Here is a 17,544-nt window from a genome sequence, read left to right as displayed (position 1 = left end):
TTTTAGCGCATCCCCGACTCCGGCCCAAGCGGGTTCGTCGCAACCAGCAACGCAAAGCACCGTGGAGGGACGGTGTAGGTAGCGCCCGCTTGAAAATTCGCTTGCGTATCCATGCAAGCGTCGCGTCGACGCGTGTCGACGGCCACCCGCCAAACCGCCTCGCCCCCGGCTGCGATCGGGCCGAGAGGGGCCGCGCCAGGGCCCGATTTGTGCGGTAGGCGCGGCCGGGGCAGCCGAAACGCCACCTCGGTCTTGTCGCCGTTGAGGAGGAAGCAAAGGCTCGTGGTAGGATCCTCCGCCGCGGGGGCCATCACCGCCGAGAGGGCCATCACCTCGGGCGCGCCCCAGTCCTCGAGCTGCATCGGATGGCCATCGACATCGAGCCAGGTGATGTCGTTGCCATCGAAGAACGTCTCGCGCCGAAGGGCGGGAAAACGCTTTCGCAGCCGCGCAAGAGCTCCAACGTAGTCGCGGAGCGCTTTGGCCTCGGGGTCGAGGGTCCAATCGAGCCACGAGGTCTCATCGTCGAGGACATACGGGTTGTTGTTGCCCTTTTGCGTGCGAAGGATCTCGTCGCCCGAGGTGATCATCGGCACCCCCGGCGTGAGGAAGAGCATGGCCAAGAAGTTCCGGATCTGCCGGGCGCGGGCCGCGAGCACCATGGCGTCGTCGGTCTCGCCCTCCACGCCGAAGTGGATGCTCGCGTTGTCGTTCGAGCCATCCCGGCCCTCCTCGCCGTTCGCCTCGTTGTGCTTCTCTCGGTAGCTCACCAGATCGCGCAAGGTGAAGCCATCGTGCGCGGTGATGAAATTGATGCTGGCGGTGGGGGTGCGGCCCGGGGTGTGAAAGAGATCGCTCGAGCCGGTAAGTCGATATCCCAAATCGGAGAGCGACTTGTCGTGACCATTCCAAAAGCGGCGCATCCCATCGCGAAAGCGCGCGTTCCACTCGCGCCACTTGGGCGGGAAGTGGCCGAGCTGCATCCCGTCGGGCCCCAGGTCCCAGGGCTCGGAGACGAGCTTCACCCGCGAGAGGACCGGATCCTGATGGAGCACGCGAAAAAAGGCCGCCTGGCTCGAAAAGTCGACCCCTTCGCGACCGAGCGTGGTGGCCAAGTCGAAGCGGAAGCCGTCGACGTGCATCTCGGTGACCCAATAGCGCAGGCTGTCGCAAATCAGCTTGAGAACCTGCGGGTGCTCCACCTTGAGTGAATTGCCGCAGCCCGTGAAGTCCACGGTGCGCGCGCCATGGTCGCGAAGTTTGTAATAGACGCGATTGTCGATGCCGCGCAAAAAGAGCGAAGGCCCCGTCTCGTCCCCCTCGCACGAGTGGTTGTACACCACGTCCAGGATCACCTCGATGCCGGCGGAGTGCAGGGCCTTGACCATGGCCTGGAACTCCTGCACCTGCTCCCCCTTGCGGGCGGCAAAGCGCTGATCGGGCGCGAAATAACCGAGGGTCGAATAGCCCCAGTAATTGTGCTGCCCGCGCTTGGCGACGCTGGGCTCGTCGCACGTCTCGTGCACGGGCATGAGCTCGATGGCCGTGACCCCCAGCGCGCGCAAGTGCGCGATCATCGGCTCGCTGGCGATTCCCAAATACGTCCCGCGAAGGGCCGGGTCGATCTCCGGGTGGAGGTACGTGAGGCCCTTCACGTGCGCCTCGTAAATGACGGTATCGCGCCAAGGCGTGTGCGGGGGCGAGTCGTCTCCCCAGTCGAAGGGCGCGCCGCACACGATGGACTTGGGGACGAAGGGCGCGCTGTCGGCCTCGTCGCGGCTCCCGTCGGCCTTGCGATCGAAGATGGCGCCGCCGCGGTAGCTCACCTTGCCCGAGAGGGCGCGCGCGTACGGATCGACCAACAATTTGTTCGGGTTGAAGCGATGGCCGCGCAAGGGATCCCAGGGGCCGTCGACGCGAAAGCCATAGCGCTGCCCCGGCCCCACCCCGGGCACGAACCCATGCCAGACGTGCCCGATCCGCTCGCGAAGCGGGACGCGACGCTCGGTCCCAAGGCCGGCGCCGGTCTCGCCGTCGCCATCGCCGAAGAGGCACACGGTGACCGCGGTGGCCGATTCGGAGTAAAGGGCAAAGTGGGTCCCGCCGGGCGCGGGTGTGGCGCCGTCCGGATAGGGACTCATTCGGTGCGCCCGGAGCTCTTCGCCATGGCCCGCAGCGCTTCCATACGGCGCTGGATCCCCGGATCGCGCTCGAGATCCTCCACCGCCATGGGCAATCGGTACGTCCAATTTTCGGGGCTCACCAGGCCCGGCGTGTTGATGCGCAGACCATCGCCGACCACCTCGGAGCCGAGGACCAACGTGAGATCCGAGCGCGCGTGCAGCAGGGTGCTCATCAAGCCGATCCAGCGCTCGTCGTCGCCCGCGCCGAGCTCGATCCCCGCCAGCTGCGAGAGCCCTTCCCGCTCCCAGCCTTGCAGCTCGCGCCACCAGCTCGAGATGGGCGCCGTATCGTGGGTGCTCCACGAGGCGACGCTCCTGCGCGGGAATTGATTCGGTGTACGATACACGTGCCGCACGTAATCGCGCTCCCAGGGGATGACCCGGTAGCCGGGGATGTCCAGCTCCTCCAGCACCTCGCGCACGAAATCGGGGATGATCCCCAGGTCCTCCGCGATGATCCGCGCAGGCTCCGCCGCGTCCACCATGGTCTTCAAGAGCCGGTGCCCGCGCGCCCGCTGCGCCGTCTCGCCGTCGGGGTAGAAGAAGCCCTTTTCGCGGGCTCCGTCGCCCTCGGTCGTGGTCGCGGCCTCGCCCTCGTTTGCGCGCTCGTTCTCGTTTTTGTCGCGGCGGACGGGCGTCACGTACATTCGAAAATAGCCGACCACGTGATCGAGCCGAAAGCGGTCGTAGAGCCGGGCCGCGTGGCGGGTGCGCGCCACGATCCACGCGAGGTGATCGTCGTCCATCACCTCCCAGTCGTAGACGGGGAGGTTCCAGTTCTGCCCCTCGGGCGAAAAGGCATCGGGCGGCGCCCCCAAGGTGACGTCGTTTCGAAATTGGATCATATGGCCCCAGACATCGGCGCTCTCGTGGCCCACGATGAAGGGAAGATCGCCCATCAGCTCCACCCCCAGCGCGGCGAGCCCTTCGCGGGCCTTTTGCCACTGCTGGTGGGCGAGCCACTGCCCGTATTGGTGCTCGAGCACCCGCTCGGCGTGCTCTTTTTTCCGCTGATCGAGCGCCTTGGGCTCGTGCGCGGAGGCCTCCATGTCGGGCCAGTGCTCCCACCCCAGGCTCCCGTACGCCTCGCGAAGGGTGACATACAGCGCGAGATCGTCCTCCCACGCCGCCTCGCGCGCGATGAAGGCGCGCAGCTCGAACGCGCGGGGCGAGTCCTCACGCCACTCGCGCTCGTAGAAGTTTCGAAAGGCCTTTTGCAGCACGCCCCGCTTCAGCACGCGCACCGCGTCGTAGTCGACCCGCGGGGAGGCCCGAAGGCGTTCGAGCTCCCGGCGTTCTCCGTCGTCGAGCACGGACTCGGCCCCGCCCGGCCCCAGATCCTCGACCGCGTCCAGGTCGATGTACACGGGGTCCAACCCAAAGGCAGTGCGGGCGCCGTACGGGCTCGTCTCCCCATCGCTCAGCTCATAGGGAGGCAAAATCTGGAGCAGCCGCATCCCACCGGTTTTGAGCCAGGCGGCCGTCGGGACCAGATCGGAAATCTGCCCAATGCCCCAGCTCCGGCGGGTTCGAAGCGAAAAGAGCGGGATGGTGCAACCTGCGATGCGGGTCATAAGGTCTAAGCTTATAGCGTGTCTTTCAGGATTCTCTCCTCGCGTGTGCCGAGCGTGCGCCTGAGCGCCGTGGCTCTGTCGCTGGCGATGCACCTCGGCGCCGTGGCCATCGTGCTCGACCTGGGCCACCAACCCGCGGTCCCGGAAGCGGATCCGGCGCCGGCGCTGGCAGGAGAGACGTTCGAAATCCCCGTACTGGACCCCGAGACCTTGCGGGAACAGGCTGCGGCGGATTCCAGGGGCAGCGTCACGGGGGGAGGCGCCGCGGAGCACCTCGCTTCCCGTGCGTCACCTGCGTCACCCGCGTCCCCGGCATCGCCGCGCGCGCCATCGATGCGAGCGACGGACGCAGCCCAGAGCGCGGCCGCCGCCCATGCGTCCAGCGCGTCGAACGCGACCGCGACGCGGGCGGCCGGTGCAACGGCGAAAGGCGGGCCCGACGTTGGGGGGGAAGCGAGCGCGCCCTCGTTGTTCGGCGCCGTCGGCGAGCGCGGCGTGGCGGATCTGGCCACGGCGTTCACGCGCGCCTTTCCGCAGGCGGCGAGCGCCGATCCGAGCTGGACGCGCGTTCCATTCGGCCCCGCGGGCAGCGCGGACGTGAGCCTCGAGATCGACGCGACGGGGCGCCTCATCGGAACGCACGTCGCGGGCGCGCCGGTCGCGGCCCTTCGCGAGGGCATCGCGAGGACCCTCGTACTCCTTCGCGAGCGCTCGTTCGTGTCCGCGGCGGCAGTGACCCGATTGCACATCGTGTCGACCGTCTCGCCCGACGCCGTGCACGATGGCCTTCACGGCGACGTCTTCGCCATCGGCGGCTCGTTCTCCGGCCGCGAGGGAAGCGCTTTCTTCGCGCTGGCCGTGGGGCGCCGCATCGATTTGACCATCACGCGCAAGTAGCTCGATCGGATATCGCGATCCTAGGCTGGCACACGGCGACACATCACGCCGGAGGCGTTGCCTCGAATACCGATTTTCAAATGATTCGACAGAGCGCCGGCAATACGGCAATGGTGCCACTGCGTTCCACGATGCCACTCGGCAATTCCCTGGGGGAACCGTTTTGCGTCCGGTGAACACGAATGACGAAAACCCGAATTCGGATTTGCGTTGAACGCGAAATCCGGTCGTGCGCGCGCGGCGCGGCGGACCGGTGGAAGAAGGGAATCAGATGCGACGCTTAAGTTTTGCGCTCTTTTTGACGTTGCTGCTGCTCATGGCCTTCGCCTGGATCCCGGCGTGCGGCAGCAACGGCGACGTGGGGTTCGATCCCAACGACGGCAAGGATGGATCGACCATCGATGGCCCCAACGGGGGCGAGTTCCCGGACGGCTCGCGCTACGCCGATGGCCGCGCGGTCGACCCTCTGACGATCGAGCCGTCCACCGTCACCGTGCAAGTGGAGATCAACAACGGCGCGGTGACGGCAAACCCCGTTGCGTTCAAGGCCAAGGCCAACGGCCGCGAAGTGGACGCCACGTGGTCCATCGATCGCGGCGAGCTCGGAAAATTCGCCGCATCGGGCGGCGCCTTCACCCCCAGCGGCAACCTGGGCGGAATCGGCAAGATCACGGCGCGCTCGCAGGCGCGCATCGGGGTGGCCACCGTCATCGTCGAGATCAAGATGACGCAGAACGGCGCGCCAGCGAGCCCCGGCGGCGGCGGCGTGGGCGGCAGTCCTCTCGGCGGTCCGGTCGACGGCGCCACCAAGGGCCGGCTCGATGGCCCGGCCACCCCGGCGGCCGATCTGGTGTGGCTCTATCCTTATGACGGCACCGTATGGCCGCGCGGCCTCTTTGCTCCTCTTCTTCAGTGGCAGTCGGGGCGCGCGGCCAAGGCGGTCTCGATTCACCTGTCCTCGACCGGCTTCGACTTCAAAGGCTACTTCGCAGGAAATAACCTCGTAAACCAGCCAATCCTCCAATCGGCGTGGGATAAGGCCACCTACGGCAACCGCGGAGATGCCCTGAAGGTCGAGCTGCGAATCGACGATGGATCCAAGACCTACGGCACGATCACCCGCACCTGGAAGGTGGCCGCCGGCGTGCTCAAGGGCACCGTCTATTACAACTCGTACAACACGAAATTGGTGACCTACAAGGTCGACGGCAACAGCGGTGGGATCCTCAGCATCAAGCCCGGACAAACCTTTCCGGTCCTGACCGTCCCGGGCGCCAAGGACAAGTGCATCGTTTGCCACACGGTTTCGGACGATGGTTCCACCTTGTTCTCGCAGCAAACCAACTACGCCGATGGCGCCTCGTACAACCTGAGGAATGGCGCGGCGGTCATCAAGAACTACACGGGTGACGCGCCCGGTGGCACCACCAACAACCGCAAGTTCCTGTGGTCGGGTGTCTACCGCGATGGCACCTTCGCGCTGCAAAGCTCGGGGTACACGCAGGAGTCTTATCCCAACGAGTCCCAAATCTTCGCGCGCGACGACGGGCGCGCGATGCCCGCGACGGGCTTCGATGCGGTGGTCAAACAAGCGGTCACCCCGGCGTTCTCCCCCGATGGGAAGAAGGTCGCGTTCAACTACTGGACGGCGGAAAACGATTCGATCACCCCCAAGGCCGGCAATGGCCGCTCGCTGGCGGTGATGGACTTCGCTTGCGGCGCGGGCGGCAGCACCACCGGCGGACCGTCGTGCGGCAGCTTTGCGTTCTCGGGGCTCCGCGAAATCTTCCGCAACCCGGACGCCCCGGCGGACAAGGGCTTCGTCGGATGGCCGGCGTGGCTCCCGGACGGCAAGGCCCTCGTCTTTCACAACGTGATGAAGGTGCCGACCAGCGGCTCCGTGATCTCCACCTGGCACGGCGCGCAAGCGCAAATTTCGTATGTCGACATGAACGGTGCTTCGAACGCGCTCCGCGCCCTCAACGGCGCGAACCCGGACGGCTCGAACCGGTATCTCCCCACGAACGCGCAGCACCCGAACGACGAGCTCCTCAACTACGAGCCCACGGTCAACCCCATTGCATCCGGCGGTTACTACTGGGTCGTGTTCACCTCGCGCCGCATGTACGGGAACGTTGCCCCGGGCGACCCGTACGATCTCGGCACCGGTGACAACCCGACCCCGAAGAAGCTCTGGGTGGCCGCCATCGACATCAACGCCCCCGCCGGCACGGACCCCAGCCACCCCGCATTTTATCTGCCCGGTCAAGAGCTAAACGCGGGCAACCTGCGCGGCTTCTGGTCCGTCGACCCGTGCCATCAAAACGGGACAAGCTGCCAAACGGGCGACGAGTGCTGCAACGGCTTCTGCCGCGAGAACACACCGGGCGGTGGACTGGTGTGCACCGACAAACCCTCCGGGTGCGCCCAAGAGTACGAGAGCTGCACGACCACATCGGATTGCTGCGCCGGCGGCGGCGATATCCGGTGCTTGAACAACCGCTGCGCGCAGATCATCAACTGAGTCACCCGGACAATTCGCGAGTCACCCCGAACTTCGCCCGCGGCCCCGCATGCTTCGGGCGAAGTCCGCCAATATCGGAAATCGGTCGTATGAGTTGAATTGAGACAGGAAGAAAGCAGTCTGGCCATACGTAAGGGTCAGTCATGCAGTTTCTTCGATGGCGGGTCGCAGGCATTGCATGGCTCGCGGGAGCATCCTTATGCGCTTGTTCCCGCGGCGACGCGCCCCCCGCCGCGGATGTGGAGGATGAAGCCGCGGCCCTGGCCGCGCTGGCCTCCACGCCGCTCGGTCATGTTGCCTCGCGCGATGCGCGCGGGGCGGCGCGGCTGATTCTCGCGGGGACGGAGGCGGCGCCCGCCGTGCTGCCGGTGAAGAAGGAGACGGCGGCGCGGCTGCACTTGGTCCGGCATGCCGCGCTCCTGGGGGTGGAGGAGGAAACGGCGCGCCAGCTCGTACGAACCGGTGAACAAGCGTTCGGCGATGGTGCGACCGTGCTGCAGTTTGCGCAGAAGGTCGGCGGGGTCGATGTCTTTCAGTCCCGGGTGAGCGTGGTGCTGAATGCGTCGAAGAACCTCGTCTCCATCTCCGCCCAGTTGAGCGCCCAGGCCGAGGAGCTTCGCGCGAAGCATAGCGTGGTATTTCCCCGGAGCGCCGAGTCGGCGCTGGCCCACGTGTACGCGGAGCACTTTGGCCTCTCGCTCCCCACGGCGGCCGTTCGCGACCTGGGGCCGCGTGGCCTGACCGCCGATTTTCATGGCATGGCGGTGGTGACGCCCAAGCATGCCCCGCGCGTGCTCGATGCGGCGGCCAAGCCGGTTTTGTTCGCCACGGCGCGCGCGGTGGGGCCGGCGTATTACGTGGAGATGCTCGGGCGGGCCGCGGGCTCGGGGGAGACCGAGGCGTATGCGTACACGATCGACGCCGCCGACGGGCATGTGCTCTCCAAGACGTCGCTCACCGCCAGCGACTCCTTTCGTTACCGCGTTTGGGCCGAGCCGGATGGGAATCACATTCCCGCCGACGGTCCGCACATCGATGACTCGCCCCACCGCGATGGCCGAGCGGAGACGCCCTTTGCGCGCGAGTCGTACGCGGAGCCCATTCTCGTATCGATGAACGGGTTCAACACGAACCCCGAGGGCCGAGCGGATCCCTGGCTCCCTCCCGGCGAGAGCCGCACCTTCGGCAACAACGTGCGGGCCTACAGCGATCGCAACGATCGGCACGCGGACAGCGAGACCGAGGGCGAGAGCTCCGGCGATGGGTACGAGCCCAAGTTCGATATCGTGGCCGACGTCACCTCGCCGAGCACCTTCGATCGCGCCTACGACGTGACGCGCGGGCCGGACAGCAGCCGCGATCAGATCAAGGCCGCCACCACGCAGCTGTTTTACGTCACCAATTGGATGCACGACTATTGGTACGATTCGGGCTTCGACGAGGCCTCGGGGGTGGCGCAGGTCTCCAACTACGGGCGCGGCGGGGTCGAGGGCGATCCGCTGCTGGCCGAGGCGCAAGATGGTGCCGATTTCGGCCGGGCGAACAACGCGCACATCACGACCTTCGCCGATGGCACCTCGCCGCGCTTGGAGATGCAAGTGTGGACGGGGCCGCGCAACCGCTCCTTGGAGACGTTTCCTCCCTTTGCCCTCGCCGACGGCTTTGGCGCGTCGACCTTCGGGCCCCAAATCTTCGACGCCAAGGGCGATATGGTGCTGGCCAAGGCCCCGAGCGGCGCCGCGACCGACGCGTGCGAGCCGCCGATCAACGTGGCGGGCAAGATCGCCGTCGTCGACCGCGGGAACTGTCCTTTTACGCAGAAGGCGGCCAATGTGCAGGCCGCCGGCGGCGTGGGCATGCTGCTCCTCAACGATCGGCGCGGCCATCAGGTGGTGGAGCCCGACGTTCGCAACGAAGGGATCGCGATCCCGTTTCTTTCGTTGAGCTACGAGGACGGGACCATCCTCAAGTACCTCCTCGACTGCGGCGCCACCGCGGCCCATATGCGGCGAGGGCGCGAGCCGCAGCACGATGGCACCATCGACAATACGATCATCGCCCACGAGTGGGCGCACTACATGCACCACCGGCTCGTCCCCTGTACCACGCCGGGGTGCCTCGGCATGAGCGAGGGGTGGGGCGATTTCAACGCGCTCATGATGATGGTGCGCGAGAAGGATCTGCAGAACGGCAGCTTGGACGGCGGAGCCTATCCCATTGCCCAATATGCGACGACGGGCGTGGTCCCCCGCGCGCACTACTTCGGTATCCGCCGCGCGCCTTATTCGACCGATATGGCGAAGAACCCATTCACCTTCGCCCACGTGCGAAATGCCGCGCATCCCCCCAAGGGCGTTCCCCTCGCCATCGCCTCCACCGACATGGCCGAGGTGCACAACGTCGGCGAGGTTTGGGCCAGCGCGCTCTTCGAAGGCTATGTCCGCCTTCTCCAGGCCGGCGCCGCCTCCGGGCGCAGCTTCGAGCAGAGCAAACGCACCATGGCCAACTACGTGGTCGCCAGCATGAAGGCGGCGCCCCCCGAGCCGAGCTTTACGGAGCAGCGGGACGCGCTCCTCGCCGTCGTCCGCGCCGCGGGCCGCGCCGCCGACTTCGACGCCATCGCCCAAGGCTTCGCCAAGCGCGGCTTTGGAATTCGCGCCGTCGCGCCGCCCACGTCGTCCGAAAGCCTCGACGAGGCCATCCCCAATTTCGAGACCGAGGGCGAGCTGGCCTTGGCCGAGGCCCGCGCCACCGACTCCACCCTCACCGTGCGCTTCCGCAACGCCGGATGGACGCGCCTCCCCGGCACCACCATCTCGGTGACGACGGGGAACGCGGGGGTCCGGATCCTCGGCGATGCAACGATCCCGCTCGCCGCGCTCGAGCCTTACGGCATCGCCAGCGCGAGCCTCGCCATCACCGCGGACCGCCCGCAGACGATCCACGTCACGGTGCGGGTGCATCGCGAGGGCGCCGCGACCGATCGCTTCTTCGATCTCACGGGGAACTAGGGCGCGCCGCGCAGCCCGGACCGCGACCCGACCTCGCGCGCCCCGCGGCACGCGAGCCCCGGCGCCGCGGCACGCGAGCCTTAAATCACCTTGCCCGGGTTCATGATCCCGAGCGGATCGAACGTCTCCTTCACCCGGCGCTGCACCGCCAAGGACTCTTCCCCCAGCTGCAGCGGCAGAAAGCCCTTCTTCAAGGTGCCCACGCCGTGCTCGCCGGTGATGGTCCCGCCGAGCGCGATGGCCTCCATCATGATCGTCCGAAACGCCTTTTGCGCGCGCGCCTCGTCGGCGGGATCCTTGGCGTCGTAGAGCACCAGCGGGTGCAAATTCCCATCGCCCGCGTGCCCCACCGTCGCGACCCGCGCCCCCGTTTCGCGCGCCACCCGCTCGATGCGGCGGATCATCTCGGTCAGCAGGTGAACGGGCACCGCCACGTCGTCCACCAACGTGGCGCCCAGCTTCTCGAGCGCCGGAAATGCGAGCCTGCGCGCGTGGAGGAACATGTCCCCCTCCCACTCTTCCTCGGTCACGAACACGGTGGTGGCGCCCGCCGCCTCGCACGCCTCGCGGATGCGGCGCGGCTCGGCGCCCTTGGGAGCATCCGAGCGCGCGAACAGCATGGCCGCCGCGGAGGTATCGAGGTCCATCGGCTGGTGCGCCTCCACGGCGCGGATGGAGGCCTGGTCCATGATCTCGAGCAGCGAGGGATCGCACGACTTGACGATGTGGGCGACCGCCTGCCCCGCCGCGGCCAGTGAATCGAAGGTCGCCACCAGGGTCTGCGCGGGCGGCGGCGCCGGGCGAAGCCGCAGGGTGATCTCCGTCACCACCCCCAGGGTGCCTTCCGATCCGACGAACAGACGGGTCAAGTCGTAGCCCGCGACGTTCTTGCGCGTGCGGCCGCCGGTCCGGATGCGCGAGCCATCGGCCAGCACCACCTCGAGCCCGAGGACGTAGTCGACGGTGACGCCGTACTTCACGCAGCACAATCCGCCCGCGTTGGTCGCCACGTTCCCGCCGAGGGTGGAGAACTCGAAGCTGGCCGGATCGGGGGGATACCAAAGTCCGAGCTCCTTGGTGGCCGCCTTCAATTGCCCATTCAAGACGCCGGGCTCCACCACCGCATACATGGCGTCGCGCTGAATCTCCACGATGCGCGTCATGCGCTCGAGCGAGAGCACCACGCACCCCGCGATGGCGCTGGCGCCGCCCGACAACCCGGAGCCCGCCCCGCGCGGAACGATGGGGATCCGATGCTTCGCCGCCCATCGAACGACGCTCTCCACCTCGTCTTTCGACTTCGGCCGCGCCACACAGAGCGGGGTGCCCGCGTCGCCCCAGCGCGATTGATCGTGCCGGTAGCTCTCCACGATGTCCGCGTCCGTGGAGAGCACCTCCGCCGGAACGAGCCTCGCGAGCTCCGCCAATGCGTCCGCTTGGTTCATCACGCCTTGCCTCCTGGCGGGGTCGCGCCCGCGGGCCACGCGGTGAGCGCGTGATGCACGATGCCCTCGAGCTCCTTGCGCGTCGCGCCGTCGCGCGCTTGCACCGACATGCCTTGCACAACGGCACCATAGAACTTCGCGAGGGCCGCCGCATCGGTCCCTTTGGGAAGCTCGCCTTCTCGAATGCCGCGCGCGATGCGATCGCGGATCGTCTTCTCGCTGGCGCGGCGGAAGTTGCTCAGGAACGTCTCTACATCTGCCGACTCCGGACTACAGTTGACGGCCCCGAGCACGATGAAACACCCGAAGGGGTTTCCAGGTGCGCAAAACGACTCCGCCCCCAACATCAAGAGGCGGGTGATGGCGCCCAAGGCGGTCGGCTCGAGGAAAGCTTCCTTGGTCCGCGCGCCATGCGTGCGCTCGTAGAGGTCGACCGCCTCGCAGAACAACTCCTTCTTGCTACCGAACGCCGCGTACAAGCTGGGAGGCGTGATCCCCATGGCGGCCGTGAGCACGGCCAGCGAGCTGGCGTCGTAGCCATAACGCCAGAAGACGCGAAGAGCGGCCTGAAGGGCCGCGTCGCGATCGAAGGAACGGGGTCGCCCGCGCGTGACGCGTGTCTCCCCCGCGGGGGGCGCCTCCGCGCGGCGGCCGGTTTGGGTCGGCATGCGCTCCTGTTTCATAGCACTCACTATACATATTCCGCTTGACGAAGGTGGCAAGCGAACCTTACGTAGCGTTCACTATGAAATTCGTCGCTGGCGCTCTGACCGCCCTTTCTCTTCCCGCCTTGCTCCTCGCGTGCGCGGCCACCGAGCCCCCGCCGGCGGCCACCTCGTCCCGCGTATTCTCCGCCGCGGCGCTCACCTCGGAGGTCGACGGCTACCATGCGCAGGGTGAGCGCCCTGCGCCGGATGACCGCACGCGCCGGGTCGACGCGGTCATCGACACGGCCATCGCCGAGGGCCGCATCGTCGGCACGGTGACGATCGCCCTGCAGGACGGCAAGGTCGTCTACCAGCGCGCCGCGGGCTTCGCCGATCGCGAGGCGAAAAAGCCGATGCGTGAGGACACCGTGTTCCGTCTGGCCTCGGCCACCAAGGCCATCGTGTCGGCCACGACCCTCGCGCTGGTGGAGAAGGGAGCCATCGGGCTCGACGATCCCGTCACCAAGTGGCTGCCCGAGTTTCGACCGCACCTCGCCAGCGGCAAGATCCCCGTCATCACGGTGCGGCAGCTGCTCACCCACACGTCGGGCATCAACTATGGCTTCCTCGAAGGGAAAGATGGCCCGTATCACCGCGCGCGCGTCTCCGATGGGCTCGATCAGCCGGGCCTCTCGCTCGAGGAGAACCTCGCGCGGTTGAACAAGGTGCCGCTCCTGTTCGAGCCCGGCACCCAATGGAACTACTCGCTCTCCACCGACGTGCTCGGCGCCGTCATCGCCAAGGCGGCCGGCGCGCCCTTGCCCGAGGTCGTGCAGCGCTATGTCACCGGGCCGCTCGATCTCGAAGCGTCGTTTGCCGCGCCCGATCCCGCGCGCCTCGCAACCCCGTACGCCGATGGCAAGCCGCGGGCGGTCCGCATGGTCGATCCGCAGCTCGTTCCCTTTGGCTCCGCGGTGATCTCCTTCTCGCCGGCGCGCGTGTTCGACCCGAAGTCGTACGCGTCGGGCGGGGCGGGCATGAACGGCACCGCGCAGGCGTACGTGAAGTTCCTCGAGACCTTGCGCACCGGCGGCGGCAAGATTTTGCGCCCCGAGAGCGTCGCGCTCCTGTCGACCAATCAAATTGGCGACCTCGATGTGTTTGGCTCCGGCGGCACCAAGGGCTTTGGCCTGGGGTTCTCGGTCATCAAGAAGCCGATCCCGAACAACCCGTCCGCGCCCGGCACGTACCAGTGGGGCGGCGCCTGGGGGCACAACTACTTCGTCGACCCCACGAACAAGCTCACCGTCGTGATCCTGACCAACACGGCCGTCGCGGGCATGGAGGGCGAGTTCCCCGATGCCGTGCGCCGCGCCATCTATGGAACGGGCGAAACCCACGCAAAATAGCCCGAATCGCAGATTCGCACGGGCTCGTACGATTTTCGGTCACACCCCGGGGCGGCGCGGTCCCTAACCGAGCATGAACCTCCAGCACCCCAAAAAGCGCATCCACGTCCTCGGCCACTCCCTCGCCTATGTCGACCGCGGCCAAGGCGATCCCATCGTCTTTCTGCACGGCAACCCCACGTCCTCGTATCTCTGGCGCAACGTCATCGATCCGCTCGCGGCGCGCGGGCGGTGCATCGCGCCCGATCTGATCGGGATGGGCGATTCGGACAAGCTCGACGAGACCGGGCCGGACGCGTACTCCTTCTTTCGGCACCGCGCGTTCCTCGACGCGTTCCTCGAGGCGCTCTTCTCCGGCGAGGCGATGGGCGCGGCGCCGCCCGACGGCAAGATCACGTTGGTGGTCCACGACTGGGGCTCGGCGCTCGGGTTCGACTGGGCACGGCGGCACCCGGACAAGGTGCGCGGCATCGCGTACATGGAAGCCATCGTCGGGCCGCTGTCGTACGAGGGCTGGGACGATCGCTCGCGCGCGGTCTTTCAGGCGCTGCGCTCGCCCGCCGGGGAGAAGATGATCCTCGAGGACAACGTGTTCATCGAGCGCATCCTACCGGGCAGCATCTTGCGCAAGCTGAGCGAGGTCGAGCACGACGCCTACCGCCGTCCGTTCCTCGAGCCGGGCGAGTCGCGCCGGCCGACCCTGTCGTTCCCGCGGCTGCTTCCCATCGATGGCGAGCCCGCCGCCATGTGCGAGGTGGCGCAGCAATATGCCGATTGGCTGGCGGCATCGCCCATCCCGAAGCTGTTCGTCAACGCCGAGCCCGGACGGGTGCTGGTCGGGAAGCTGCGCGAGGCATGCCGGCGCTGGCCGAATCAGCGCGAGGTGACGGTGCGCGGGTTACACTTCCTGCAAGAGGACTCCCCCCTCGCCATCGCGGAGGCCATCTCCGATTGGCTCGACACCTTGCCGCCGTCTGCATGAGCACCGAACGCACCGAACGCGCCCCGCTCCCCACCCTCGACGTCCTCGCCCACCGCGCGCAGCAGGGCGATCGCGACGCGCTCGAGCAGCTCGTTCGCGGTCTCCAAGATCCGCTGTACCGGCTCGCGCTGCGCGTGCTGGGCCGGACCGAGCCCGCGCGCGACGCGACGCAAGAGATCCTGGTGCTCATCGTCACGCAGCTCTCGACCTTCCGGGGCGAGAGCGCGGTCCGAACGTGGGCCTACCGGATCGCCACCCGCTACCTCGTGCGCCAGCGAAAGCGCGCGCGGCGCTGGACGTTCGAAGAGCTCGCCGAAGGCCACCTCGGCCAGCCGCCCAACGCCATCGCGCCCGACACCCTGGCCCTCGCCGACCGGCGCATCCTGGAGGAAGAGATCTTCCTCGGCTGCACGCACGCCATGCTGCAATCGCTCGACAAGCCGCACCGCATGGCCTTCGTGCTCGGCGCCATCTGCGAGCTCGAGTCCCCCGAGGCGGCTTCCATCCTCGGCATCACCGAAGCCGCCTTTCGCAAGCGGTTGTCACGCGCGCGGGCCACCCTCGACGGCTTCATGACGAAGCACTGCGGCGTATCGAACCCCAAGGCCTCCTGCCGATGCGCCTTCCAAGTGAACCACAACGTCACCGAGGGCCGCCTCGATCCCGCGCGTCTCCAATACGAGGGCTACACCGTATCGCGCGGCAAGACGTCGCTCGAGGTCATCCAAGCCCTGGGCGAAATCGAATCCATCCGCGACTCCGTCGCCCTCTTCCGCGCGCAGCCCGCCTTCACCTCTCCCGAAGACTTCGCCGCCCACCTCCGAACCCTACTCACCCCGGCGTCATCGCTCGCCTAGTCATCGCTCGCCTAGTCATCGCTCGCGCAAAGGCCGCCGAGCCTCATCGCGCCACTTCCGACGTCACCGGTGCGAGACGGCTGACCCGCGCGTCGGAGCGTTCGTAGATGGTGAGGTGCTCCTGCTTGAGCACCATCCGATACTCGGGGGGAACGAGCGCCTGCACCTCGGGCGTTGCGTCCCACATGAGGACGTGATCGTACTGCGGGGCGGCCGCCTGCCAGAACGACGCCCATTGACGGCGCCACATGCCCTCGCAGTCTTGCTCGAAGATGCCCCCGCTGCGGAGGATGTTGCAGCCCCAGTCGGGCGACAGCATGGTGGGCGCGAAGCTCTCGAGCACCAGGTGGTTGAACCTCGGATCGGGCGGATCGCGGTACATCACGGGGAAGGAGCGCGAGTGCGCGAACAAGAGCGGCGCGCTCGTTTGCTTCTCGGTGACATAGAAGCCCCACGCGTGCTGCAGGCTGCGCGTGTTCTCGCTGGTCAGCTTGCGCCGGAAGATCAGCGGCAAGAGCCTCGAGCCCTCGGGCACCACCGACATCCCGGCCGTGAACTTCAATCGATCGTTGTCCAGCCGGTGGTAGTCGATGCCCATACCCACCGTGTAGAGCAGCGCCGAGACGCCCAGCACCTTGTAGAGGCGCGGGTCGATGCGGCTCGGCAAGCGCAGGAACGCCGCGACCCAGAGGTAGGGGATCACGCGCGAGTTGACGTGGAACCAGTTCGTCGCCACGTAGGGCAAAAAGAGAAAGAGGCCGCCCAGCACCAAGAAGGCGAACGGAGAGAAGAACGTGGGCGATTCGTTGCGGCGCAGGTAGGCGTAGAGGGCCAGGAGCGCCGCCGGCACCAGCGACGAGATCGACAGCCAGGTGAAGCCCCAGAACCACTCCGCCCACAAGTTGTAGGCGAGCTCCCACGGCGGGATGAGCATCCGCGTGTCGACATAGCCGGTCATCGCGCCCACCGGCTCGGTCATATGGTTGTACAGCGACACGAGGGTCAGCACCGCGGCGGGCCCGAGCGGCACGAACAGCCGGAGCGCCTCCGAGAACCGATCGCGCCACGAGCGACGCTCGGCCACGTGGATCACCAGGAGCATGCACGCCACCATCAAGGTGAAGACGTGCGCATACCAATCCGCGAGCGCGATCACCGCGACCAAGGTGGCGTTCAGCCACCCCGGCGCGAGCCGTTGCCGATCGGCCGCCATGAGCAGCAAAAGCGAGAGCGGGACGCCGAGCGCAAAGTCGAGCATCCCCATCGACACGAACCAATTGTGGATGACCGGCCAGATGAAGAAGCTCGCCACGATGAGGCGCCGCCGGTCCGTGAACCGCAGGATGAACTGCGGAAACACCACGGCGTTGAGCCCGAGCACCATCAGCACGAACAGCCGCGCCGCGACCTTGACCCCCGTGAGCTTGCCCACCAGGCAAAGCCACCCGAAGAGCGCCGCGTTGGTCTTGAAGAACCCATTGCCGACGAACTCGGGGTAGCGCTCCGGGTGCGTGATGACCGTCACCGTCGCCAGATGGTTCGGCAGATCCTGAAGCGGCGGGACGTCCACCAACCCGAGAGGCCACGCCGCCACGACGAAGAGGACTGCCCCAATGACGAGCGCGAGCGTACGGTCGCTCAGGCGCCGGAGGAAGGCCTGCACCCGACCGAGAACTGCTCCCAAATAGGGGCCCGACTCTCCGATCGATGCCGGAAATTCGGGGGCGACGAGGTCCATCTTCTGCATGAAGCGAATGGGGGGTCCCGCTCGGGGATGTACCCGTAACTCCTAAAGAATGGGGGGACGACTCTTTTAGAACGAAGTGGGGTTGAAAGAGAAACCCGAACTGCCAGGCAAATTCGCGGCCGTTCGTGAAATGGTTGTGCCTGCTTTTCCTGCTTTAGCCTGCCGCGCTTCGGATCTGGCGGAAAAAACGGTCTGGCGACACTAGCCCGGGGGCGGACTGCCTGTCCACCCGCGGGTCGGGATCGCGGGGATCGCCCCCTTGCTCCCT

Annotated in this window: 11 protein-coding genes; 6 read left to right on the top strand and 5 right to left on the bottom strand. The window is 67.2% G+C overall.

All coding sequences use genetic code 11. The features are described 5' to 3' along the window. Positions 1–2: 2 nt before the first annotated feature. Both glgX and LZC94_09290 read right to left on the bottom strand, forming a co-directional pair. Positions 3–2,141, bottom strand: a complete 2,139-nt coding sequence (gene glgX, locus LZC94_09295) for a glycogen debranching protein GlgX (GenBank protein WXB17461.1) — start codon at positions 2,139–2,141, stop codon at positions 3–5. Continuing rightward, positions 2,138–3,757 (bottom strand): 4-alpha-glucanotransferase, encoded by a 1,620-nt coding sequence (locus LZC94_09290; protein ID WXB17460.1) that lies wholly within the window; start codon positions 3,755–3,757, stop codon positions 2,138–2,140. Before LZC94_09290 ends, glgX begins: the two co-directional genes overlap by 4 nt. 18 nt (positions 3,758–3,775) lie before the next feature. Here LZC94_09290 and LZC94_09285 point away from each other — a divergent pair, with 18 nt between their 5' ends. The 3 genes from LZC94_09285 to LZC94_09275 all read left to right on the top strand — a co-directional run bounded on the left by LZC94_09285 (position 3,776) and on the right by LZC94_09275 (position 10,189). After that, complete coding sequence (locus LZC94_09285; GenBank protein WXB17459.1) at positions 3,776–4,654, top strand: hypothetical protein; 879 nt, start codon at positions 3,776–3,778, stop codon at positions 4,652–4,654. Positions 4,655–4,925: 271 nt separating this feature from the next. Then, entirely contained in the window at positions 4,926–7,178 is a 2,253-nt protein-coding gene (locus tag LZC94_09280) for a hypothetical protein (GenBank protein ID WXB17458.1), read from the top strand. Positions 7,179–7,321: 143 nt separating this feature from the next. Beyond that, on the top strand, positions 7,322–10,189 hold the full coding sequence (locus LZC94_09275) for a M36 family metallopeptidase (protein ID WXB17457.1): 2,868 nt from the start codon (positions 7,322–7,324) through the stop codon (positions 10,187–10,189). An 80-nt stretch (positions 10,190–10,269) separates the two neighbouring features. Here the strand turns inward: LZC94_09275 and LZC94_09270 are convergent, their stop codons facing one another. After that, on the bottom strand, positions 10,270–11,634 hold the full coding sequence (locus LZC94_09270) for an FAD-binding protein (GenBank protein WXB20365.1): 1,365 nt from the start codon (positions 11,632–11,634) through the stop codon (positions 10,270–10,272). Beyond that, entirely contained in the window at positions 11,634–12,302 is a 669-nt protein-coding gene (locus tag LZC94_09265) for a TetR/AcrR family transcriptional regulator (protein WXB17456.1), read from the bottom strand. Before LZC94_09265 ends, LZC94_09270 begins: the two co-directional genes overlap by 1 nt. 77 nt (positions 12,303–12,379) lie before the next feature. Here LZC94_09265 and LZC94_09260 point away from each other — a divergent pair, with 77 nt between their 5' ends. The 3 genes from LZC94_09260 to LZC94_09250 all read left to right on the top strand — a co-directional run bounded on the left by LZC94_09260 (position 12,380) and on the right by LZC94_09250 (position 15,529). Beyond that, complete coding sequence (locus tag LZC94_09260; GenBank protein ID WXB17455.1) at positions 12,380–13,690, top strand: beta-lactamase family protein; 1,311 nt, start codon at positions 12,380–12,382, stop codon at positions 13,688–13,690. 73 nt (positions 13,691–13,763) lie between these two features. Further along, positions 13,764–14,672, top strand: a complete 909-nt coding sequence (locus LZC94_09255; protein ID WXB17454.1) for a haloalkane dehalogenase — start codon at positions 13,764–13,766, stop codon at positions 14,670–14,672. Next, entirely contained in the window at positions 14,669–15,529 is an 861-nt protein-coding gene (locus LZC94_09250) for an RNA polymerase sigma factor (protein ID WXB17453.1), read from the top strand. The genes LZC94_09255 and LZC94_09250 overlap by 4 nt, the downstream gene beginning before the upstream one ends. Before the next feature lie 43 nt (positions 15,530–15,572). Here LZC94_09250 and LZC94_09245 read toward each other — a convergent pair whose 3' ends face one another. Continuing rightward, positions 15,573–17,276 carry a hypothetical protein gene (locus LZC94_09245; protein WXB17452.1) on the bottom strand — a complete coding sequence of 568 codons (1,704 nt, stop codon included), beginning with the start codon at positions 17,274–17,276 and terminating at the stop codon, positions 15,573–15,575. Positions 17,277–17,544: the final 268 nt, after the last annotated feature.

The organism is Sorangiineae bacterium MSr11954, assembly GCA_037157815.1.
GTDB classification, from domain to species: Bacteria; Myxococcota_A; Polyangia; order Polyangiales; family Polyangiaceae; genus Pendulispora; species Pendulispora albinea.
The sequence above is the reverse complement of the archived record's forward strand: the minus strand, read 5'-3'. Positions and strand labels throughout refer to the sequence as shown.

Excerpts from the sequence above, each read along its gene's own strand:
- glgX (WXB17461.1), bottom strand. The coding sequence starts at position 2,141 with ATGAGTCCCTATCCGGACGGCGCCACACCCGCGCCCGGCGGGACCCAC.
- LZC94_09290 (WXB17460.1), bottom strand. The coding sequence starts at position 3,757 with ATGACCCGCATCGCAGGTTGCACCATCCCGCTCTTTTCGCTTCGAACC.
- LZC94_09280 (WXB17458.1), top strand. The coding sequence starts at position 4,926 with ATGCGACGCTTAAGTTTTGCGCTCTTTTTGACGTTGCTGCTGCTCATG.
- LZC94_09275 (WXB17457.1), top strand. The coding sequence starts at position 7,322 with ATGCAGTTTCTTCGATGGCGGGTCGCAGGCATTGCATGGCTCGCGGGA.
- LZC94_09270 (WXB20365.1), bottom strand. The coding sequence starts at position 11,634 with ATGAACCAAGCGGACGCATTGGCGGAGCTCGCGAGGCTCGTTCCGGCG.
- LZC94_09265 (WXB17456.1), bottom strand. The coding sequence starts at position 12,302 with ATGCCGACCCAAACCGGCCGCCGCGCGGAGGCGCCCCCCGCGGGGGAG.
- LZC94_09260 (WXB17455.1), top strand. The coding sequence starts at position 12,380 with ATGAAATTCGTCGCTGGCGCTCTGACCGCCCTTTCTCTTCCCGCCTTG.
- LZC94_09255 (WXB17454.1), top strand. The coding sequence starts at position 13,764 with ATGAACCTCCAGCACCCCAAAAAGCGCATCCACGTCCTCGGCCACTCC.
- LZC94_09250 (WXB17453.1), top strand. The coding sequence starts at position 14,669 with ATGAGCACCGAACGCACCGAACGCGCCCCGCTCCCCACCCTCGACGTC.
- LZC94_09245 (WXB17452.1), bottom strand. The coding sequence starts at position 17,276 with ATGCAGAAGATGGACCTCGTCGCCCCCGAATTTCCGGCATCGATCGGA.